This window comes from Streptococcus sp. 1032, from assembly GCF_013277015.1.
GTDB lineage: Bacteria > Bacillota > Bacilli > Lactobacillales > Streptococcaceae > Streptococcus.
Map to the genome: position 1 here is coordinate 1 of NZ_VMMD01000016.1, position 19,139 is coordinate 19,139.

Here is a 19,139-nt window from a genome sequence, read left to right on the forward strand (position 1 = left end):
TTAGTTTGGGAATTTACCAAAAAATAAGAGGAATTCCCCCTTATTTCTTTATTATATCCATTACACCCACTCACCATTGGCATTTACTGTGTAACCATCGATAGTTGTGTTCACAGCCAAAGCTCCTGATGAATATGAGTAATACCATTTACCACTAACTTGGTACCAACCTGTCTTCATAGCACCTGAGCCAGCAAGATAATACCATGTACCACCTTGCTTGAGCCAACCTGTTTGCATAGCACCTGAATCATTGAGGTAATACCAGTTACCATCTAAAAGCTTCCAACCAGTCTGCATAGCACCTGAACCGTCAAGATAATACCATGTACCATTGTCTTTTATCCATCTAGTACCCATTTTACCTAAACTGTCAAAATGGTACCAACTACCATTTATAAATTTCCAGCCTGTCTGCATAGCACCTGAGCCGTTAAGATAGTACCAATTACCATCAACTTGTTTCCAACCAGTTTTCATCACACCAGTTTCATCCAAGTAATACCATGACCCATCTTTGACCCAACCAGTCTTCATTCCATCTTCTTTAGAGAAATAATACCAATCCAGTCCAATTTTCTTCCATCCAACATGACGATTTCCCTCATCATCAATGAAGAATTTTTTACCATCAATTAAAACAATACCTGGTTTAAGGACACCTTCCTCATCTAAGAAATAATGTTTTCCGTCTACTGTAATATCCCCTGTTAGACGAACACCTTCTTTTAGATAGTAAGTTTTATCATCAATTTTGATAAAGCCAGTTTTCTTATCACCATTTTCAACAAAATAGTAAACCTTATCAGCAACTTTTACAAAGCCTAGCTTTTTAACACCATCTTTTTCATCTAAATAGTATTGCTTATCACCTGAAGTCAATAGACCTTTTTTCATAGCTCCATCAGCTTCAAAGTAGTAAGTCTTACTATCAATTTTTTGCCAGCCAGTAACTTTTTTGCCGTCCTTAATATAGTAGACCTTCCCATTCTCCGTTTTGAATTGACCTGCAGAATTAGACTGGTTCTGATTATTATTTTGGTTAGTATTAGTCGTTGAATTTGAGCGATAGATATGGTAAAGTGTATCACCTTTTAATTCACCAGTAACATAAGTATAGTTGGCAATATCCAGACGACTGGTATCAGAAGCTGCAGAGCCTGTACGTGGATCTTTAATATCAACTGGAACATCACTACCAGGTTTATATTCTACAAAACGAACTTTTTTTACTGGAGAATTAGAATTTGTTGTTGAGCCATTATTATTGTTTGCACCAGTACCATTTTGGTTATTATTCCCATTAGCATTACTAGTGCTACCATTGTTTTGGTTGTTATCTCTATGGTATGGATTGGTCTGAGTACCAGAATTCGTAGTACCTGTCGTAGCAGTAGGCGCATACATATGATACATAATACCATCTTCTTCTCTACTAGAAGTATAGATATAATTTGCAATTTCAGGGTGATTCTCAATAGATGCAGCTGTCACAGCAGCACCTGTAAGTGCAGCTTTGATATCTACAGGTCCACCATTTTTAAATGTTGCATAGTGGACTTCTTTAACCGTAGAAGTTGTTGTAGCCGTTGTTGCCCCTGTTTCGGCAGCTTGTGCTGGTTGAACTGAAGCCATAGCTAGCACTGAAGTAGCTAGTAAGATACCTGTTAGTGTTTTCTTCATGAGAAGAACCTCCTTTATTAAATGGTTAAATTTATATAGATTATATCTCTTTCCTATAATAAATGCAATAAAAAACATAAAAAGTGTAGAAATATTTAACAATAACAGAAAGAGAGCAGTTTGAACCACTCTCTTTGTTATTTTATACCCATTCACCGTTGGCATTTACATAGTAACCATCGACTGTAGTATTTACTGCAAGGGCACCTGAACTATAAGCATAGTACCACTTACCGCCTACTTGGAACCAACCAGTTACCATAGCACCTGAGCCTTTGAGGTAGTACCATGAATCACCTACTTTAGCCCAGCCTGTTTGCATAGCACCTGAACCGTTTAGATAGTACCAAGTGCTACCATCTTGCAACCAACCTGTTTGCATTTCGCCTGAACCGTTTAGATAGTACCAAGTGCTACCATCTTTAACCCACCATTTTTGCATGATGCCTTCAGCGTTAAAGTAATACCACTTACCGCCATCTTGTAACCAGCCAACTTGACGTTTGCCTTCTTTATTTACATAAATCCAGTTACTATCAACTTTATTCCAGCCAGCTTTTGTATTAGATTCATCTGTTAAGAAATATGTTTTACCATCAACGGTAATTTCCCCAAACTTACGTTCACCTTCTTCAGTGACATAGTAATACTTATCGCCAGCACCCTTGATAAGACCTGTCTTACGCTCACCTTCTGTAGTAATGTAATACCATTTTCCAGCACTATCTTTTACAATACCTGACTTGGTTGTACCGTCTTCAGCAAAGAAGTACCATTTATCACCTACCTTATGCGCTCCAATTGTCACAACACCATCTTTGACAAAATAAGTTTTTCCATTTTCAGAGATAATCTCTGTCTTACGAGCTCCATCTGACACAAAATAATAGGTTTTTTCTCCTACTTTAATGAAACCAGTTTTCTTAACACCTTGTCCGTCTAGATAGTAACGTTCAGATGTGTTTTCAAGAACTCCGTGAGCCATAACACCTTCACTATCAAAATAGTAAGTTTTTCCATCAACATTAGCCCAACCTTTTACAGGATTTCCTTTATAGTAAAGATAACGATTACCAGCAGACACACGCCATTTTACATCTTTATCAGAAGTTTTATAGCCTTGAGTATTTAACTCACTGACAGACGCATCGGGATCGTTTACATAATCATCAATCTTTGTCCCTTTCTCAACGAATAAGTAGTATTTTCTTCCCCCTTCAACATAGGCACGTTGAAATTCAAATCCTTCAATTGTCGAATGTTTAGAGATCGGCTGATTCCCATCTTCAAAAAATACTGTCTTACGTTCTTGTGAACGACCATTAATCACTGTGATCCACTCAGTTCTATAAACAACTTCTTCCGCACTTACTGGACGAGCTGTAATTGCAGAGTAACTGGTTAAAACTGCTGCACTTGCCATTGTCAAGCTAGCTACTGCTAGGGCTAAAGCTTTTTTATTTTTCATATGAGCATTCTCCATGTTTAAAATTTTAGGTAATAAACCTAGTTTTATTGTATCTTATTTTTTAAAAAAATTCTAAAAAAAACTGAACTTTTTATGGAAAAAATAAAAAGCAGAAGAAATCTCCTGCTTTTTTGATTAAACTAGATTATTTAACCCATTCACCGTTTCCGTTTACAGTGTATCCACCTACAGTAGTATTAACTGCAAGGGCACCAGAACCGTCAACGTAGTACCATTTACCAGCAACTTCAAACCATTGGCTAGCTTTCATAGCACCTGATGCTTCAAGGAAGTACCATTTGCCACCGTGTTGCAACCAACCAGTTTCCATAGCACCTGAACCATTTAGGTAGTACCAAGTGTTACCATCTTTAACCCACCATTTTTGCATTACGCCTTCAGCGTTAAAGAAGTACCATTTACCGTCGATTTGTTTCCAACCAGTAACTTGTTTGTTGTTGTCATAGTAGTGCCAGCCGTTTTCACCTTGAACCCACTCAGTACGAACAACATTGTAGCTGTCAGTTTTTTCAATTTCAACTGATGCATTTACATACATATCATTATTTTCGTTACGTCCAACTGCATCTGCTGTAAATAGTGAAGATTTTGTTAGGCGCTCAGGTAAAAAGTAACCTTTTGGTACTGTCAAAATACGGTAAACCGCTACTCCACCCTCGTGTAATTCAAACTCAGCATCACCTGCTTCATTTGTCTTAGCACTTACAAGAGCTGGGGCATCTTTAACAGGTTTTCCACCTTGAGCATTCAAGAAATCTTCAGTAGTTTTGTAAACTAATAGCTCAAATTCAACACCTGCAACTGGTGCACCTTGTTTATCTTTAACGTTGATACGTCCATGTGTTCCATTTGTGAATGGTACAACCTTTTGAACTTTACCATCTTTAAGATTAAATTGGCTATCATATGGATTAGATACTTTATCCTTGAATTGATTGTTAGGATTAATTACCAAATAAGTATAAGTAGAACCATCTGCATATTGAACAGATACTACTTTATCTCCATTTGCTAGAACTTGTTCAGCACGGTTAGTTTCAGTTGCTTTTTCCACTTGTGAAGGATCGTAAGTTTTTTCAACTTTTCTAACTGATGCTGCTTCTTCAGGTGTCAATTGTCTGTCAGCTGAAACAGCTTGTACAGCACCAAATGCTGCAAGAGCGACTGCGCTTGTCAATAAAACTTTTTTCATCGTTTTATCTCCTTTATTTTTCTTTAAAATATTTTTTCGTAAGACTATCTTACTACCATACAGTATATAAATATTTGCAGGATTTGTCAAGGGTTTTCATCAACTTTTTACCTATTTTTTTCAAAAAAGGGGAAAAAACGTCTTTGTGAGATGAAATACTCTTCAAATACCGTATCTCACAAGTGAAAATCTCACAAATTTCTTAAACCCTGAGTCAAACCTCACATATCTAATCCATATCGATAGTTGGATAGAACTCACTTCCATGATATTATCCTATAACCCCTTCCAAATGTCAAGCAAAAATGACAAGTATTTTAGAAATAACTCGCCATTTCATTAACTTTCTACTATTTAAAATGTGACCTCATAGCAAGGACTCAAACTCAGCGACAGTCATGCCTAATTGCTCGCTAGCAACCTCGGAAGTCAGAAGACCTTGACGGACTAGATTTACTAAACCTACTTTTAATCCCTCTTCAATGCCTTCTTCGCGCCCTTTTTCAATACCCTCTGCACGGCCACGTTCAAGTCCACGCTCTAAACCTTGTTCAATACCTTCTGCTCGACCACGCTCAAGACCACGTTCCAATCCCTGTTCAAGACCTTCCGCTCTAGCTGTTTCCAAGGCATAGTCATGAGCGAGTAAGGCTTGTTCTTCACGCCTGCGTTGTTCACTAAACATTCTCCTGTCCTCCTCGGACCAGCTCTTGTAGTCCAGCAGTTGGTCTGCCTGGCTGATGGCTCGCTCGGGTTCTTGGGTAAAGGGTTTATTCCCGAAAAACTCCAACCACGGCTTGCGAACCTCGTCTTTGCTGGTTTCTCTGTATTTTTAGGTCTTATTTATGATGGTCTTTCAATAATTCTTCAAACTCAGAGACAGTCATGCCCAATTGCTGACTGGCAACCTCTGCTGTTAAAAGATGCTGGCGAACAAGATTTGCTAACATAACAAAACCACCTTCCACCCTAGCAGTTTCCAAGGCATAGTCCTGTGCTAACAAGGCCTGTTCTTCTCGCATACGTAGTTGGCTAAACATCTTCCTGTCCTCCTCGGACCAGCTCTTGTAGTCCAGCAGTTGGTCTGCTTGGCTGATGGCTCGCTCGGGGTGCTGGGTAAAGGGTTTATTCCCGAAAAACTCCAACCACGACTTGCGAACCTTATCTTTGCTGGTTTCTCTGTATTTTAGGTCTTATTTATGATGGTCTTTCAATAGTGACTCAAACTCAGCAACTGACATACCTAATTGCTCACTCGCAACCTCAGGTGTTAGAAGACCTTGGCGGGCCATATCCAGAAAGGCAAAAAGTTTCCCTTCTTCCCTAGCTGTTTCCAAGGCATAGTCCTGTGCCAACAATGCCTGTTCTTCTCGCATACGTAGTTGACTAAACATTTTCCTGTCCTCCTCGGCCCAGCTCTTGTAGTCCAGCAGTTGGTCTGCTTGGCTGATGGCTCGCTCGGGTTGTTGGGTAAAGGGTTTGTTGCCGAAAAACTCCAACCACGGTTTGCGAACCTCGTCTTTACTGGTTTCTCTGTATTTTTTTAATTCCAAGAATGCCATCTTGACTAGATGGTTTTCTTGTCCATTGTTTGTGATGGTTAAGACCTCACCTGTCGTGTCCTCTCGCATACTGAAACTGTGGAAAGCCAAATCATCTGAGAAGTAATTGCTATCCACAATGGCAATGGCATAGACTGGTGCGATATGTTTGTAGCTCTGGTGGGTATCACCTTCACGTTGGCGAATTTTTTCAAGATTTTGATTGACCTGACTGCACAGATAAGCCCACAGACGATTGATGAAAAAATTCTGATGATGAACTTGAATCTCAATGATAACCTGTGTCCCATTGTCCAACTCAGCCAAAACATCTATACTTGTATAGAAGTCCTGCGCCGAGTACGGAATGGAAGGCAAGACATGAATATTGCTCCCCTCCAAAATGGTTACATTTTTTGCTGGCAAGTCCAGCATATCGCGGATAAATTGACAAGTGATTTCTGGATTGCTAAAGATTTTTTTAGCAACCAAGTCATTAGTTGGGCTGATGCCCGGATGACGTAATGTCATACTTTCTCTCCTTTCATTATAGCACATTTTTAAATCTAGGTTTACTAGATTTGATGCTTCTATCTATTTATTCGGAAAAGAGACGAAAAAAAATAAAAGTTATTAAAACTATTGTTTATCCTTAATTTTATCTGTACTAAAAGAGGGTTTGACACCTAATTTTTAAAATTAAAACACCCTGAATCCAGATACGGTTTGAATCAGCTTAACTTGTTCTTGATATTCTTGTTCGAGTTTCCGAATCATGGTTTCTAAGTCTTCTTTGCAGATGGCAAGAACATCATAGTGCTCCTTGATGATTCTGATTTTCTCACCTTGTTCAGGTGTTACATCGTCCGCTATAGCAATTCCAAAATCTCGCATCTTATCCTTCATTCATCTTGGTAATCAACTTCTTAATGTTTGGTTTCTCATCTGGATTGTCAAAGATTCTCTGAATAATAACTTGAGTAAAAAATCATTCCTTAGTTCAACCGATCCACAATATATCTTTCCAATTGCTTGGCAAACCAATCTTACTAGATAATATGATATTTGACTTTTCCATCAACTGTGCCTCTAAAGTCGTCAAAAAATCGTTCCAATCTTGAACAAAAGAATGTGAATGATGTTGTATAAGATTTTTCATAGCTAAAAGATAAGCAAATAAATCGTTATTATGCGTCTTTTTCTTTTTAGTCTCTGCATTCTTGTTTATTTGACGCAAATCAGCTGAAAAGAAACTTGGACTTGCTATTGTAAAATTTTGACCATATAGTCTTAAATGATGTGCTGTCCTATTTCTCATATGCCATGTAGCTGAAACCCAGCCAAATAATTTACTCTGGATTTCTTCTCCATGAATTTTAGAATTTACCATACCAGTTGATAAAAATGTAGTATCTATCCAATACTCCCGGTACTCTTTTTTCAGTGCACTTATAAAACGAGTTGTTTCCCCAAAAGTCATCTCTTGAAAAAGCACCCAAATTGGGAACTTAGAACCTTTATTTTTGATATGATGCTGTATTGACAGACTTTGATTCTCTGATAAATGTTTTTCTATAATTGAAATAAATTCGTTATATAATTCAGAGTTTTCATAAATAGTTTCATCCAAGTAACACTCACCTTTTTGATATTTTCCATTATATTGCTGACAAAGCGATTCAATAAAAGTTGATTTTATAAACTGCTCTAATCTACCAGAAAATATAAACAGAAACTGTGACAACCAGTCATTAAATTCATACAATAAAATCGCTGCTTGAAATTTTCCTTTATGAAGATTATCTGGAACCTGTTTAATAAAAGCAGAAAACGAATAGTAACTATGGCAACGTAAAAAATTTTTGGAATCTAGTTCCTCTTCAGGTGACATATCTAGCTTATCTGAAAGATAACTTACCAAATCTTCAAGAGGTAAAAATGCTTTCATTTCTCTCTTTAAATCTCTTGACAAAGAAATACTATTATCAGTTGTGTACATCATTAACCTTCTAAATTTATAAAAAAATGACTCCAGTTGCTATGAAACAGGGAGCAAAAGGAGTGCTTGTATCTACATACTATACTATTCTATAAAAAAAGTCAAGTAAACTTGATATTTTTTCAATTTGTGTCTAATTGTTCACTCGTAAATTCGGAAGGCAAAGCATGTTGTCATACTAAATCAATAAAGGCAAAGATTTATCCTTCAACTTTCCCGCGCTCCAGTCCTTGTTCGATACCTTCGGCTCTAGCAGTTTCCAAGGCATAGTCCTGTGCTAACAAGGCCTGTTCTTCTCGCATACGTAGTTGGCTAAACATCTTCCTGTCCTCCTCGGACCAGCTCTGATAGTCCAGCAGTTGGTCTGCCTGGCTGATGGCTCGCTCGGGTTGTTGGGTAAAGGGCTTGTTCCCGAAAAACTCTAACCACGGTTTGCGAATGCTATCTTTGCTGGTTTCTCTGTACTTTCTTAATTCCAAGAACGTCATTACTGTGATGGTATTACAAAAGTGCTTCAAACTCCGCTACTGACATACCCAATTGTTCACTCGCGAATTCGGAAGTTAAAACATGTTGGCGTACTAAATCTAGAAAGGTAAAGATTTTCCCACGCTCTAAACCTTGTTCAATATCTTCTGCACGACCACGTTCTAAGCCCTTTTCCTCAGCTTGTTCCAAGGCATAGTCCTGTGCTAACAAGGCTTGTTCTTCGCGCATACGTAGTTGACTAAACATTTTCCTGTCCTCCTCGGACCAGCTCTTGTAGTCCAGCAGTTGGTCTGCTTGGCTGATGGCTCGCTCGGGTTGCTGAGTAAAGGGTTTATTCCCAAAAAACTCCAACCATGGCTTGCGAACCTCGTCTTTGCTGGTTTCTCTGTATTTTCTTAATTCCAAGAACGCCATTATTGTGACGTTCTTACAATAGTGCCTCAAACTCCGCTACTGACATACCCAATTGTTCACTCGCGAATTCGGAAGTTAAAACATGTTGGCGTACTAAATCTAGAAAGGTAAAGATTTTCCCACGCTCCAGTCCCTGTTCAATACCACGCTCTAAACCTTGTTCAATACCACGCTCCAACCCCTGTTCAATACCTTCCGCCCTAGCTGTTTCCAAGGCATAGTCATGAGCGAGTAAGGCTTGTTCTTCACGCCTGCGTTGTTCACTAAACATTCTCCTGTCCTCCTCGGACCAGCTCTTATAGTCTAGCAGTTGGTCTGCCTGGCTGATAGCTCGCTCGGGTTGCTGGGTAAAGGGCTTGTTCCCGAAAAACTCCAACCACGGTTTGCGAATGCTATCTTTGCTGGTTTCTCTGTATTTTCTTAATTCCAAGAACGCCATCTTGACTAGATGATGTTCCTGTCCATTGTTTGTGATGGTTAAGACCTCACCTGTCGTGTCCTCTCGCATACTAAAACTGTGAAAAGCCAAATCATCTGAGAAGTAATTGCTGTCCACAATCGCGATAGCGTAAACAGGTGCGATGTGTTTGTAACTTTGATGAGTATTGCCTTCTTGTTGGCGAATTTTTTCAAGATTTTGATTGACCTGACTGCAAAGGTAAGCCCACAGGCGATTGATGAAAAAATTCTGATGATGCACTTGAATCTCAATGATAACTTGAGTACCATTGTCCAACTCCGCCAAAACATCTATACTAGTGTAAAAATCCTGCGCTGAGTAGGGCATGGAAGGCAAGATGTGAATGTTGCTTCCCTCCAAAATGGTCACATTTTTGGCTGGCAAGTCCAGCATATCGCGAATAAATTGACAAGTGATCTCTGGATTGCTAAAAATCTTCTTAGCAACCAAGTCATTAGTTGGGCTAATGCCCGGATGACGTAATGTCATATTCTTTCTCCTTTCATTATAGCACATTTTTAGATCTAGGTTTACTAGATTCTCTGGCTCTATCTATTTATTCGGAAAAAAGACGAAAAAACCTGAGAATTATCTCAGGCTTGGTCATTAAATTTTTTTCTCAATACCAAAAAGTGGAGAAAGTGGTCGTTTTTCATGAATACGTACGATAGCATCCCCCAAGAGATGAGCGATTGAAATCTGCTCAATCTTATCAATCAAACGCTCTTCTGGCAGATAAATGGTATCCAAAACAACCAATTTCTTAATAGCTGATTTTTGGATATTGTCCATAGCAGGACCAGAAAGAACTGGGTGCGTACAGCTTGCATAGACTTCAACAGCACCAGCTTCTGCAAGAGCATCTGCCGCATGACAAATCGTTCCAGCAGTATCAATCATATCATCAATCAAGATACAAGTCTTGCCTTCTACCTTACCGATGATGTTCATGACTTCACTGGTATTCATCTTATCAACACTACGACGTTTGTCAATGATAGCGATAGATGTTTTCAAAAATTCTGCCAACTTACGAGCACGAGTCACCCCTCCATGGTCTGGGCTGACAACCACATAGTCAGAACCAACCATGCCACGACGCTCAAAATAATCCGCAATCAGAGGAGCACCCATCAAGTGATCCACAGGAATATCAAAGAATCCTTGAATCTGCGCAGCATGCAAGTCGATGGTCAATAAACGATCCACCCCAGCTACTTCAAGCATATTTGCGACAAGTTTTGAAGTGATTGGCTCACGCGCTCTCGCCTTTCTATCCTGACGTGCATACCCATAGTAAGGCATGACAACATTGACAGATTCTGCACTCGCACGCTTCAAAGCATCTACCATAATCAAAATTTCAAGCAGATTGTCATTTACAGGCGAGCTAGTTGATTGTAGGATAAAGACGTGTTTCCCACGGATTGATTCTTCGATGTTGACCTGAATCTCTCCATCTGAAAATTGGCGGACACTTGATTTCCCCAACTCTATCCCAATCTCCTGCGCCACACGTTCTGCCAATTCTTTATTAGAAGAAAGGGCAAACAGCTTTAAATCAGAAAAAGACATGATTTCCTCCGGTATATATGTATCACTTGTGCTTTTCACAAGATTTTTCCATCTACCATTGTAGCGCTTTTTACACTATTTTTCAATCAAAAATAAAAGAAGGGCACCATATTTGTACCCTTGCATCATTCTTGTGAAAAATATTCTAGTTCATCAACTCATTATGCTTCTCAACAAAGCGATAAGCCTGATAAAAACCGTAAAGAGCAATAGCTGTAACTACTGGAATCGCTAAGGGTAACTCTGTCTCCAATTCAACAAAAGGAGAGTTAAACAAGAAATGAATTCCCAAGGCTAAACCTAGGAAAATAAGCCCTTGTTTCTTGCCAACCTTCTGTCCTTTATAGGCTCTGTAAAGCAAGTAAACACCCACTATAGCTAGACCTGAAAAAGTCCAGTGAGAGGCAATTCCTGAGATGATACGCTCTAAAATTCTCGAAATAGTAAAGTCAAATCCCTCTGGCAAATCCGTACGAATGTAGCCAATATCCTCAATCATTTGGAATCCCAAACCAGAAGCAATGCCTAGTAAAAACAAAGATTTTAATTTTCGCACAGGAACCAAAACTAAAACAAAGACAAGTGGCAATAATTTCAACGGCTCTTCTACCAAAGGAGCCACAATCGCACTTTCAAAGGCATTTAAAAATGTACTATCTGGGAAAAGAACGCCAAGCAAATCATGGATATAGGTATTCGCAAAGCTAGATAGCCAGCCTGAAAGGAACATCCCGCCCAATAAAGACAAGATCAAGGCGTTATTTGGCAATTCCCATTTTTTCCCAATACGGAAAAGGAAATAAAGAGCCGGAATCATGTAAAAGAGAGCTAGAAAGATAGAAACTCCCATTAGTCCATATTCCGCAGCTGACATCGAACCGTCCGTATAGTAGATAGTTTCATACTGCAAACCAATACATAGCAATAAAATAAAAATAAATAAAATACTGTTTTTCTTCATACACTTTCTTTCTAAATGAATTTTTTACAATTCTACAACTGTCATACTTCCTGTATCCACATCGTAAATGGCACCAGAGATAATGACATCGTCTGGTATTAGGGGTGACTCGATAAGCAATTGCATATCCTCTCGTACACTCTCCTCTATATCTTGGAAGGGCAAGAAGTCCTGGTCTGACACATCGACACCTAGTTCCTCTTTCAGATACTCCTGAAAAGGTCCATTTTCAAAGGTCTGAGCACCACAGTCTGTATGGTGCAATACCACAATCTCTCTTGTCCCCATTTGTTGCTGGGAAATAACTAGCGAACGAATCATGTCCTCAGTCACTCGACCACCTGCATTCCGCAAGATATGAGCATCCCCAAGTGCCAAGCCCAAAGCTTGCGCAACGTGCAGACGAGAGTCCATACAGGTCACAATAGCCACTCTTGTTTTGGGTTTAAGTGGCAGATTTAACTGCCCATGTAGGGCAACATAAGCCTGATTGGCTTGCATAAACTGTTCAAAATACGACACGATTCCCTCCTCGAAAATTTGATAGTCAAATATTTCTCCTATCTTATCATTTTTAAGAGGATTTGTCACGAATTATGTAAAGACCTTTTTCAAAACTTCCTGAATCGTTGTCACCCCAATAACCTGAATTTCCTTAGGCGGAGTGATTCCTGTCAAGGAATTCTTAGGTACATAAATCTTAGTAAAGCCCAGTTTAGCAGCTTCATTGATGCGTTGCTCGATACGATTCACGCGCCGAATCTCTCCAGTCAAACCTAATTCTCCTACAAAACATTCCTGAGGATTAGTTGGCTTGTCCTTATAGCTCGAAGCAATGGCAACTGCAACAGCTAAGTCAATGGCAGGTTCATCCAATTTGACACCGCCAGCAGATTTGAGATAGGCGTCCTGATTTTGCAAGAGAAGCCCTGCCCGCTTTTCCAAAACAGCCATAATCAGACTCGCACGATTAAAATCAAGTCCTGTGGTCGTACGCTTGGCATTTCCAAACATGGTCGGTGTTACCAAAGCCTGAACCTCCGCCAAAATCGGACGCGTCCCTTCCATGGTCACAACTATTGATGAACCAGTTGCTCCATCCAAACGCTCTTCTAGGAAAACTTGACTCGGATTGAGTACCTCAACCAAGCCACCCGACTGCATCTCAAAGATGCCAATCTCATTAGTGGAACCAAAACGGTTTTTGACCGCTCTTAAAATACGGAAGGTATGGTGTCGTTCCCCTTCAAAGTAAAGCACCGTATCCACCATATGCTCCAACATACGCGGACCAGCCAGAGTGCCCTCCTTGGTCACATGCCCTACGATAAATATGGCAATGTTATTGGTTTTGGCCAGCTGCATAAGTTCAGCCGTCACCTCACGCACTTGAGAAACAGATCCCTGCACCCCTGAAATCTCAGGAGACATGATAGTCTGGATAGAGTCGATGATGAGAAAGTCTGGCTGGATTCTCTCTACCTCTGCGCGGACACTCTGCATATTGGTCTCTGCATAGAGATAAAACTCGCTATCAATATTTCCCAAGCGTTCCGCTCGCAACTTGATTTGCTGGGCAGACTCCTCCCCACTGACATAGAGAACAGTCCCCACTTGAGACAGCTGGGTTGAGACTTGTAAAAGAAGGGTTGATTTCCCAATCCCAGGATCCCCACCGATAAGAACGAGACTTCCCGGTACCACTCCTCCTCCAAGTACACGATTGAATTCCTCCATCTCCGTCTTGGTTCGATTGACATTGATAGAAGTCACCTCAGCCAGTTTCATGGGCTTGGTTTTCTCACCTGTCAAGGACACACGCGCATTCTTTACCTCGGCAACCTCAACCTCTTCTACAAAAGAAGACCAAGACCCACAGTTGGGGCAACGTCCCAGATATTTAGGGGAATTATACCCACAATTTTGACATACAAATGTCGCTTTTTTCTTTGCGATAATAAACCTCTTTCTATATCTCTAACTCACACTCAATCACTTGGCAAAAATCAATTTTCTCATTTGGCACAAACTGGCGCATGAGCATGTTGTGAGTTACCACTATCACGGTCTGGTAATCTCGATACTTAGCCATGCATTCTAGAAAACGAGACTTCATCTCCGTAGTTGTCTCATATTGAATAGGACTATTAGGAAGTAACTCCCCCTTATTTTCTAGAAACATAGTACGAGCTTTTTCAAAATTATCTGTGCCACTTTCATAGACCTGCCATTCATGCAATAATGGATCCACTCTCAAAGGAAGTCCAGTAACACAAGCCACATAAGAAGCCGTTTCTAAAGCTCTTGTGACTGCAGAAGATATGATTATTTCAGCTGAAGGGAGTAAAGGATTGGTGCTCAATTTCTGGGCTTGCTGCCGTCCCTTCTCAGACAAGGGCGCCAAATCTATCCCAAATCCCGTATAAGAACGCTCCTCTAACTCACGATAATCTGGCTCCCCGTGACGTACAAAGATAATCTTCATTCTAGTGCCCTGTTGAACCAAATCCACCAGTTCGAACGCCATCAGCCGCATCTCCATCTGCGATTAAGAAAGGCGCAAAGACAGCCTGGACCACACGTTCCCCAACTTCAAGAATCACTTCTTGATCTGTGATATTCTTCATCTGAGCAAAAATATGCCCTTCATTCCCAGGATTTCCATAATAATCCCCATCAATGACCCCAACTGAATTAATTAAAACCAAGCCCTTTTTACGAGGATTTGAAGAGCGATCATAAAGGTAAAGAACCTCAGTCGGCTGCATATAAGCCTTAACTCCTGTCGGAACCAATACAATCTCTCCTGGAGCGATAACTGTGCGCACAGCAACCTTTAAGTCGTAACCAGCCGCATGCGCTGTCTCACGCTTGGGCAATAAATTTTCATCTGTAAAACTAGAAACCAATTCAAAACCACGAATTTTCATCATCTTCTCTTTTCTATTATCATTTATTCTAGATTATTCTATCTTATTTATTCGGAAAAAGCACGAAAAAAAGAGCACACAATTCAAATCGCTTAGGGCTGCTGGATTCCTCCCCTGACCCGCTTCACGCAGAACTGTTGCTCCACTGTTTATTATATCACATTCCTATTCATTTTAAAAGCAAAATTATTTTTTCCGTCTATTTCTAAAAAAGTCCTGCATAATAGCTGCGCATTCATCTTCCAAAATTCCCGTTTCAACATCCACACGATGGTTGAGACGCTCATCTGTCAAGATATCGTACAAACTCCCAGCAGCGCCAAATTTCTGGTTTTTAGCTCCATAGACCACGTTTGGAATACGGGCGAGTCCAATCGCCCCACTACACATGACACAAGGCTCAATGGTCACAAAAAGCGTGCAATCAAGCAAGCGCCAGCTCTCCTCACTCAGATTCGCATTCTCTATGGCCATAATTTCCGCATGCATAACCGCTCGTTGCAATTTCTCACGCGCATTATGCCCACGGCCAATGATTTCCCCATCTTTGATAATCACACAACCAATTGGAATTTCATCGTGTTCAAGAGCAATCTCAGCCTCTCTCAAAGCCTCTCTCATAAAGACTTCTTTTTCTTCAACTGTATAATTCATCAATTTCCCTTTTCTTACTTATCGATTTTATTATTATATCATGAATCCCAAGACAAAAAAAGCCACCGAATGCGGTGACTTTAAAGGAAACTAGTAGAAAGGAACATGAAATGTTTAAGTTCAAAAAGAAACCACTCAAAGCAAAAACAAATAAGCTAGTAGTCAAAATAAACTTATTTATAATCAGCTTTGAATGGCACATCGAATTTGGATAGTGAGAAATCACTATCCACCCCTTCGGGGGGGTGTACTTAAATTATAACAGGAAAAATAATGAAAGTAAATCTAAAAATTAGAAAAACTACCAAGCGTGAAAAAGTTGAATTTATTATTGGACTTCTTCTACTCCTATTTGCAGTTTGGTATTTTACGAGGTAATATATGTCAGTAGATATTAAAGCTATCCGCTGGCTTTTAGACAACGCCACAGCCTATGCTATTAGCAAAAACTGTGGCATGTCTATTCAGGCTGTGGACAAATATAAAAACGGTGTGTCAGATATTATGAATATGCGTCTAAAACACGCTATCAGCATGATAACATACGCCCAGGAACTTAAAAAGCAGTGATTTCGGTCACTGTTTTTATTTTTGACAAAACACCTCTCTATTCTTCATGTAAACGCTTTTTTGGACGATAGGATTGTGATTTTGGTTTCTAATCGTTCAAAATGCGTCTTTTTGCAAAATAAAAAACCGCAAGCTTGAGCCTGCGGTGAAAGAACAATTTAGAAAGTTTCCTTTCTATTTATTTAACTGTAATCAAGCCATCTGGCTCTACTGTGAATTCTGGCTTGTCTGCCATTGTTCCGTCTGGTTTGAGGTAGTACCAGCCTGTTCCGTCTGCGGACTGGACGAAGGCGTTTGATACCATAGCGCCTTCTTTAGCGTCTAAGTAGTACCAAGTATCCTTGTACTTGACCCATCCTGTCTTCATAGCGCCCTCTACGTCGAAATAATACCACTTCTCAGCGATTTTCTTCCAGCCTGTCGCCATTTCGCCTGAGTTATCAAACCAGTACCAGTTGCCGTCTGTGTGCTTCTTCCAGCGGTTCGCAAGCATGTAGCCTGAGCCGTCGAAGTAATACCAAGTGCCGTTGACCTTCTCAAACTTATCTTTTGGATAAGAGCCGTCTGAGTGTACATACCAATAGCCTATATCGTTCTTCTTCCAACCTGTTTCAATTGTCAAGCCACTTTCAATATCCTGCTTGAACTGTTCACGGCTAATGCCCCATTTGGCAAGATATGGATACGGGTCAACGTGATCTGAATGGTTGTCGGGCTGGTTATTAGTACAGTATTCATGCGTTTTGATACCTGCCAAGTCATCTGTATCAAGCGTTTTCGGCAATCCTGCTTCATCTGCCAGATTTCGTAAGAGTTCGATATAGAGACGGTAGTCTGTCATGAACTCTTCTTTAGTTGAATGGCTTTCAATCAATTCAACCGCTGCATAGGTCTCAGCATTCCAACCACCACCAACGTCCCAAGATCCGTTATTTACAGGGCCTACCTGCATAACACGACCATTACCGACTACGTGAGAAAAGAAGCCAAGTTCAGGGTTCTTTCTATAGTGGTAGTCCGCCTCATTCTGAGCGGTTGAGTTGCGGTTGCCTGTTGAGTGAGCATGTACTTGTCTATAAGGTTGCACTCCGACTTGTGGCAAGCCTGTACGTAGTCTGCTTGTATCGATATCCATTACTCTTGTCCTTTCCAAGCGTCATTCATCTGCTTAACGGCTGACTCTACAAAGGTATCCAAGCCCTTGTCGGTCATGCTGATGTTATATTTGAGCAGCTCTGCACGGATTTTAGCGCGAGCCTGTGCCAGTTTTTCATCGCCCTTGTAGCCAGTTTCAGTAGCTACCTGCTCCACGGCATGAACTGCGTTCTTGGCTAGGATTTCAGCGATGATCACCGCTTTCTCTCCGCCTTTACGCAAAAGATAGTCTTTCACTGCCTTTACAATACCGCCTATTGCTACTGCTAAAAAGCCTGTCGCAAAAGCGATGATAAATTCATTAAATTGTGTCATATGTTTTTCCTTTCTATCTTGGTTCATACACATCATAGATAGTATTGGGGTCTTTCGTTCTGATAGCTTCATATTGAGCCTTTGTACCAACCCAATATTTCAAGGCTTGCCCACCGTTTTGGTTGATGATGTTTTGGCCGGGCGCACCATCTGCTCCTCTAGGCCCTTGAATGCCCTGCAGTCCTTGTTGCCCTCTTTCGCCTTGGACACCCTGCGGACCACGTTCTCCCGTCGCTCCTCGTTCGCCATCGTTGATATTATCCAAATGAGTGAAAGCAGAGGCTTTTAAACCTCTGTAATTCACTTCAATGCGGACTTCGAACCAGCCACCAGAGCGCTGAGTAGCGTTCCACTGACCAAATTTACCATTTGCATCCGGCGTTTGATTTCTCAAAACACCCCAGCTATTATTCCCAAAACCTCTGTAGTAGTAATCAAGAGTATAGCCACTCGTGACTGCTTCGCCATCGTAGAATACATCCGCAAACAGATTCAATTGGCTAGTAGAGCCATTCTTATAAGAACCCTCAATACGAACACTGGCATTTAAGCTATGCCCATTTTCCCCTTTTAAGCTTTCTCTCTGGCTGGAGGTCAGATTATCAAATGACGGGCGATTTTCCAAGGCGGAAATCCTAGCCTTGATGGGGATATCATTGTACAACTCCCATTTTTGAGCGTAAGTAGACAAGTCTTGGTGGGAGGTCAAGTAGCCTTTCTCTTCCAGCTCCGCTTTTGTAACGAGGGTTTCTGGATTGACTCTCGGTCTACTCTCAAGGGAGCCCAGTCTTTCCTGGACTTCCCTATCCTTTAACTCTGAATCTTCTTTGATTGCCTTGACATCCCTACCAATAGCTGTTGCTAGATTTTCAAGGTTACTCATAGCACTCACGCTTTCGCTGCGTTGTAAGTCGCTACCAAGTCAACATTGGCAATCTGGTCTACACGTCCGCTGACTTCAGTTACTTTGCCAAGAAGTGCGCTATTTTCATCTTGTCCCATACTTGTGATTTTTTCTGCGATTTCTTTCAGCGTATCAAGGTTCTCAGGCGTTCCTTCGCCTAAAATTTCAGCCTTAACTTCCGTTTTAGCTTGAGTAACTGCTTGTGAGATAGCTTGCGTCATTGCTGAAGTTTCTACTTTAGTGCTGACGCTTTGCTTCACTTCCTTGATATCTTCTCCGACTGCTTGTGCGAATGCCGTTAATTTTGTAGTATCCATTTTGTATTACACCTTTCCTAAATTGTAATAAAAGAGCAGGTCTGGCAATTCCTGACCTACTGGGCTCTCGCCTACAGTTCTACCTGCAAGCTGTTTCTCAACTTCTTTTGCAATATCCAGCTCCTTTAAAGCATGGACTTCTTCTGTGACCAATTCTTTATCTGAGGCGACTATCTTGATATGGACAGATTTATCACTGGGGAAAACATAGCCTCCAGCCGTGATTTCCAAGCGATAACTCCCAATGGGCAAGATAGCGTCCAGATGGAAACTCACACCTTGACTGGTAACAGCTACCTGCTTCTTCCACTGATAGCCCTCCTTGGTCAGACTGATCAGAGCCTCCTCCCCTTCCAGAGAGGAAATCACTTGGTAGTCTTCGTCTAAGAGGGCAAAACCAAAGGTAGAAGCCAAGTCCCCTTGCTTAATCAGGTGCCCACCGTCAATCTGTGCGAGATTGGTCATATTGAGATTACAGACCATTCTGCACC

Annotated in this window: 18 protein-coding genes, 1 other RNA gene and 6 pseudogenes; 1 reads left to right on the forward strand and 24 read right to left on the reverse strand. The window is 40.8% G+C overall.

Going from position 1 to position 19,139, the window contains the following annotated elements; all coding sequences use genetic code 11:
* Positions 1-60: 60 nt before the first annotated feature.
* From HT711_RS05830 to tadA, 19 genes and pseudogenes are all read right to left on the reverse strand, one after another.
* Positions 61-1,683 (reverse strand): N-acetylmuramoyl-L-alanine amidase family protein, encoded by a 1,623-nt coding sequence (locus HT711_RS05830; RefSeq protein WP_173234844.1) that lies wholly within the window; start codon positions 1,681-1,683, stop codon positions 61-63.
* 142 nt (positions 1,684-1,825) lie between these two features.
* Complete coding sequence (locus tag HT711_RS05835; RefSeq protein WP_173218804.1) at positions 1,826-3,151, reverse strand: N-acetylmuramoyl-L-alanine amidase family protein; 1,326 nt, start codon at positions 3,149-3,151, stop codon at positions 1,826-1,828.
* Between the two features lie 145 nt (positions 3,152-3,296).
* Positions 3,297-3,596: pseudogene (locus HT711_RS11250) on the reverse strand (N-acetylmuramoyl-L-alanine amidase family protein); the annotation flags it as partial.
* A gap of 1,135 nt (positions 3,597-4,731) precedes the next feature.
* Positions 4,732-5,196, reverse strand: a pseudogene (locus HT711_RS05845) (hypothetical protein); the annotation flags it as partial.
* Positions 5,197-5,203: 7 nt separating this feature from the next.
* Positions 5,204-5,551 (reverse strand): annotated as a pseudogene (locus tag HT711_RS05850) (hypothetical protein); the annotation flags it as partial.
* A 6-nt stretch (positions 5,552-5,557) separates the two neighbouring features.
* Entirely contained in the window at positions 5,558-6,436 is an 879-nt protein-coding gene (locus tag HT711_RS05855; protein ID WP_173234837.1) for an Rpn family recombination-promoting nuclease/putative transposase, read from the reverse strand.
* A 180-nt stretch (positions 6,437-6,616) separates the two neighbouring features.
* Positions 6,617-6,884, reverse strand: a pseudogene (locus tag HT711_RS05860) (IS110 family transposase); the annotation flags it as partial.
* Between the two features lie 21 nt (positions 6,885-6,905).
* Entirely contained in the window at positions 6,906-7,904 is a 999-nt protein-coding gene (locus HT711_RS05865) for an Abi family protein (protein WP_173234835.1), read from the reverse strand.
* A gap of 176 nt (positions 7,905-8,080) precedes the next feature.
* A pseudogene (locus HT711_RS05870) lies at positions 8,081-8,386 on the reverse strand (hypothetical protein); the annotation flags it as partial.
* A gap of 19 nt (positions 8,387-8,405) precedes the next feature.
* A pseudogene (locus HT711_RS05875) lies at positions 8,406-8,807 on the reverse strand (hypothetical protein); the annotation flags it as partial.
* A gap of 13 nt (positions 8,808-8,820) precedes the next feature.
* Positions 8,821-9,783, reverse strand: a complete 963-nt coding sequence (locus HT711_RS05880; RefSeq protein WP_345890514.1) for an Rpn family recombination-promoting nuclease/putative transposase — start codon at positions 9,781-9,783, stop codon at positions 8,821-8,823.
* Between the two features lie 90 nt (positions 9,784-9,873).
* Positions 9,874-10,842 (reverse strand): ribose-phosphate diphosphokinase, encoded by a 969-nt coding sequence (locus tag HT711_RS05885; RefSeq protein WP_033680978.1) that lies wholly within the window; start codon positions 10,840-10,842, stop codon positions 9,874-9,876.
* Between the two features lie 145 nt (positions 10,843-10,987).
* A complete protein-coding gene (locus HT711_RS05890) occupies positions 10,988-11,803 on the reverse strand; it encodes a PrsW family glutamic-type intramembrane protease (protein WP_173234827.1) in 816 nt (271 codons plus the stop codon).
* 24 nt (positions 11,804-11,827) lie between these two features.
* Positions 11,828-12,325: a carbonic anhydrase gene (locus tag HT711_RS05895; RefSeq protein WP_004237611.1), complete on the reverse strand. Its 498-nt coding sequence runs from the start codon at positions 12,323-12,325 to the stop codon at positions 11,828-11,830.
* A 72-nt stretch (positions 12,326-12,397) separates the two neighbouring features.
* The gene (gene radA, locus HT711_RS05900) at positions 12,398-13,762 is read right to left on the reverse strand and encodes a DNA repair protein RadA (protein WP_316043882.1); all 1,365 of its coding nucleotides are present in this window, start codon (positions 13,760-13,762) and stop codon (positions 12,398-12,400) included.
* 10 nt (positions 13,763-13,772) lie between these two features.
* Positions 13,773-14,330 carry a histidine phosphatase family protein gene (locus HT711_RS05905; protein WP_173218819.1) on the reverse strand — a complete coding sequence of 186 codons (558 nt, stop codon included), beginning with the start codon at positions 14,328-14,330 and terminating at the stop codon, positions 13,773-13,775.
* Positions 14,290-14,733, reverse strand: a complete 444-nt coding sequence (locus HT711_RS05910; RefSeq protein ID WP_000701983.1) for a dUTP diphosphatase — start codon at positions 14,731-14,733, stop codon at positions 14,290-14,292. Before HT711_RS05910 ends, HT711_RS05905 begins: the two co-directional genes overlap by 41 nt.
* A 56-nt stretch (positions 14,734-14,789) precedes the next feature.
* Positions 14,790-14,885: signal recognition particle sRNA small type (gene ffs, locus HT711_RS05915), an RNA gene on the reverse strand.
* A gap of 34 nt (positions 14,886-14,919) precedes the next feature.
* Complete coding sequence (gene tadA, locus HT711_RS05920; RefSeq protein WP_173218821.1) at positions 14,920-15,387, reverse strand: tRNA adenosine(34) deaminase TadA; 468 nt, start codon at positions 15,385-15,387, stop codon at positions 14,920-14,922.
* A gap of 381 nt (positions 15,388-15,768) precedes the next feature.
* On the opposite strand from tadA, the gene HT711_RS05925 reads away from it, so the two are divergent.
* Positions 15,769-15,957, forward strand: coding sequence for a hypothetical protein (locus HT711_RS05925; RefSeq protein ID WP_173212750.1), 189 nt, complete (start codon positions 15,769-15,771; stop codon positions 15,955-15,957).
* A 178-nt stretch (positions 15,958-16,135) separates the two neighbouring features.
* Here the strand turns inward: HT711_RS05925 and HT711_RS05930 are convergent, their stop codons facing one another.
* From HT711_RS05930 to HT711_RS05950, 5 genes are read right to left on the reverse strand one after another with little or no spacing between them, the layout of a single operon-like run.
* Complete coding sequence (locus tag HT711_RS05930) at positions 16,136-17,092, reverse strand: N-acetylmuramoyl-L-alanine amidase family protein (protein ID WP_173249832.1); 957 nt, start codon at positions 17,090-17,092, stop codon at positions 16,136-16,138.
* Complete coding sequence (locus HT711_RS05935; protein ID WP_173249833.1) at positions 17,092-17,427, reverse strand: phage holin; 336 nt, start codon at positions 17,425-17,427, stop codon at positions 17,092-17,094. Before HT711_RS05935 ends, HT711_RS05930 begins: the two co-directional genes overlap by 1 nt.
* Positions 17,428-17,440: 13 nt before the next feature.
* Entirely contained in the window at positions 17,441-18,310 is an 870-nt protein-coding gene (locus HT711_RS05940; RefSeq protein ID WP_173249834.1) for a collagen-like protein, read from the reverse strand.
* Between the two features lie 5 nt (positions 18,311-18,315).
* Complete coding sequence (locus tag HT711_RS05945; protein WP_173249835.1) at positions 18,316-18,648, reverse strand: hypothetical protein; 333 nt, start codon at positions 18,646-18,648, stop codon at positions 18,316-18,318.
* Positions 18,649-18,654: 6 nt separating this feature from the next.
* Positions 18,655-19,131, reverse strand: coding sequence for a hypothetical protein (locus HT711_RS05950; protein WP_050390741.1), 477 nt, complete (start codon positions 19,129-19,131; stop codon positions 18,655-18,657).
* Positions 19,132-19,139 lie beyond the last annotated feature (8 nt).

Bases quoted from the DNA above. Each gene is read 5' to 3' on its own strand.
- HT711_RS05835 (WP_173218804.1), bottom strand. From the start codon at position 3,151: ATGAAAAATAAAAAAGCTTTAGCCCTAGCAGTAGCTAGCTTGACAATG.
- HT711_RS05865 (WP_173234835.1), bottom strand. From the start codon at position 7,904: ATGTACACAACTGATAATAGTATTTCTTTGTCAAGAGATTTAAAGAGA.
- HT711_RS05885 (WP_033680978.1), bottom strand. From the start codon at position 10,842: ATGTCTTTTTCTGATTTAAAGCTGTTTGCCCTTTCTTCTAATAAAGAA.
- HT711_RS05855 (WP_173234837.1), bottom strand. From the start codon at position 6,436: ATGACATTACGTCATCCGGGCATCAGCCCAACTAATGACTTGGTTGCT.
- HT711_RS05880 (WP_345890514.1), bottom strand. From the start codon at position 9,783: ATGTGCTATAATGAAAGGAGAAAGAATATGACATTACGTCATCCGGGC.
- HT711_RS05910 (WP_000701983.1), bottom strand. From the start codon at position 14,733: ATGAAAATTCGTGGTTTTGAATTGGTTTCTAGTTTTACAGATGAAAAT.
- HT711_RS05890 (WP_173234827.1), bottom strand. From the start codon at position 11,803: ATGAAGAAAAACAGTATTTTATTTATTTTTATTTTATTGCTATGTATT.
- HT711_RS05940 (WP_173249834.1), bottom strand. From the start codon at position 18,310: ATGAGTAACCTTGAAAATCTAGCAACAGCTATTGGTAGGGATGTCAAG.
- HT711_RS05930 (WP_173249832.1), bottom strand. From the start codon at position 17,092: ATGGATATCGATACAAGCAGACTACGTACAGGCTTGCCACAAGTCGGA.
- tadA (WP_173218821.1), bottom strand. From the start codon at position 15,387: ATGAATTATACAGTTGAAGAAAAAGAAGTCTTTATGAGAGAGGCTTTG.
- HT711_RS05925 (WP_173212750.1), top strand. From the start codon at position 15,769: ATGTCAGTAGATATTAAAGCTATCCGCTGGCTTTTAGACAACGCCACA.
- HT711_RS05830 (WP_173234844.1), bottom strand. From the start codon at position 1,683: ATGAAGAAAACACTAACAGGTATCTTACTAGCTACTTCAGTGCTAGCT.
- HT711_RS05950 (WP_050390741.1), bottom strand. From the start codon at position 19,131: ATGGTCTGTAATCTCAATATGACCAATCTCGCACAGATTGACGGTGGG.
- HT711_RS05905 (WP_173218819.1), bottom strand. From the start codon at position 14,330: ATGGCGTTCGAACTGGTGGATTTGGTTCAACAGGGCACTAGAATGAAG.
- HT711_RS05945 (WP_173249835.1), bottom strand. From the start codon at position 18,648: ATGGATACTACAAAATTAACGGCATTCGCACAAGCAGTCGGAGAAGAT.
- HT711_RS05935 (WP_173249833.1), bottom strand. From the start codon at position 17,427: ATGACACAATTTAATGAATTTATCATCGCTTTTGCGACAGGCTTTTTA.